Raw genomic sequence first — 1,216 nt, 5'->3', positions numbered from 1 at the left:
TACGAAAATCTGAAGGAATGGATGCAGAAGAACGGGTTGTCCGTCAAAATTGCCGACGGTGAAGGACAGGCCGATCCAAGGCTGATGGACTGGGCCAAATCGGGTATCGTCGACGTCATCCAATACGATATTATCCATCCGGGCTTCTCCGCCTGGCTCGAGATCGGAGCTAGGTTGGACAGCTGGGGCGCGGGCTCTGCTCCTCATAGCTACGGCAATATTATCGGCAACTATGTAACCGGTCATTTGGCTACCGCTATTCACGGCTTCCAGTTTGTCGAATGGGACCATGCTGATGTCAAAGGTTTTGACACCTCCGCTTACCAGATACGTGACGGCGTGCTGACGCTACCAGACGCGCCGGGGTTCGGGCTGTATCTTGACGAATCGTTCCATAAGCAGAAGGGCGGAGAGAACGGCTGGTCGCTAAGTCGTAAGTAACCGTCCCAGAGTCCACAAGAACAGCGCCTCTTAATCGCTTCGAACACAGCTTTCCAATTAATTTTATCAAGTTGTATAACATTAGCAGTATGGAGGAGAATGATTTTATTTTTGCCGGAGACGGGACATTGCGGTTTAATTACTACGAGGGAAGCGGATTGCTTATCAATCTCAGGTATCGGAACGATCGAGGGACACGGACCCTGAATAACCTTGAATATGAGAAATATTATCTTAATCATCTTGTGACTTGAACTATTTCTTTGCCAGTATGAATTTTTACGACCTACCTTGCTTCGTGTCCACAACCTCAATACATTGGCCGATACAAATGGCGAACTTATGAAGAGGGTAGCAGGGTTTACAGAAACCATCTATCCATTCCCATTGAGCGCAGATTTCTTTGAAATGAATCCGGATGTGTTATTGGGTGCAAAAGCATTTCCCGCTAAGCCGTACAACGAGGGATATGTTAACCGTTTTGAGAGATGGGCAATGTTTCCACAGCTACCTGACAAGGCTCAATAATTAAGTTTGTCACTCAAGGGGGGGTTGTCAGAAGTACTTCAAAACTATTTTGTAATCCAGTCAATTAGACCGAAAATCCACTTCAAAACTTTATTTGTCATTTTGTTTTCACCAATAAAGCCGGCAAACCCTTGTGTTTGCTGGCTTCTTGCACTGTGCGCCCAGCATGGGCGCTATCTATAGGGTGTAAATCCCGAATGGTGAAGGCAGTAGTAACCATTAGCTCAAGACAAGGGTGTCGACCGTG

The 1,216-nt window shown here is 46.8% G+C and carries 2 protein-coding genes; both read left to right on the top strand.

Features of this window, described 5'->3' with window-relative positions; genetic code table 11:
* On the top strand, positions 1–441 hold a 441-nt coding region (locus tag ASG89_RS31150), incomplete at its 5' end, for an enolase C-terminal domain-like protein (protein ID WP_321166545.1).
* Positions 442–783: 342 nt separating this feature from the next.
* Positions 784–969 (top strand): hypothetical protein, encoded by a 186-nt coding sequence (locus ASG89_RS38020; protein ID WP_057315240.1) that lies wholly within the window; start codon positions 784–786, stop codon positions 967–969.
* Positions 970–1,216 lie beyond the last annotated feature (247 nt).

Source organism: Paenibacillus sp. Soil766 (assembly GCF_001428105.1).
Taxonomy (GTDB): domain Bacteria; phylum Bacillota; class Bacilli; order Paenibacillales; family NBRC-103111; genus Paenibacillus_E.
The sequence above is the reverse complement of the archived record's forward strand: the minus strand, read 5'-3'. Positions and strand labels throughout refer to the sequence as shown.

Excerpts from the sequence above, each read along its gene's own strand:
- ASG89_RS38020 (WP_057315240.1), top strand. The coding sequence starts at position 784 with ATGAAGAGGGTAGCAGGGTTTACAGAAACCATCTATCCATTCCCATTG.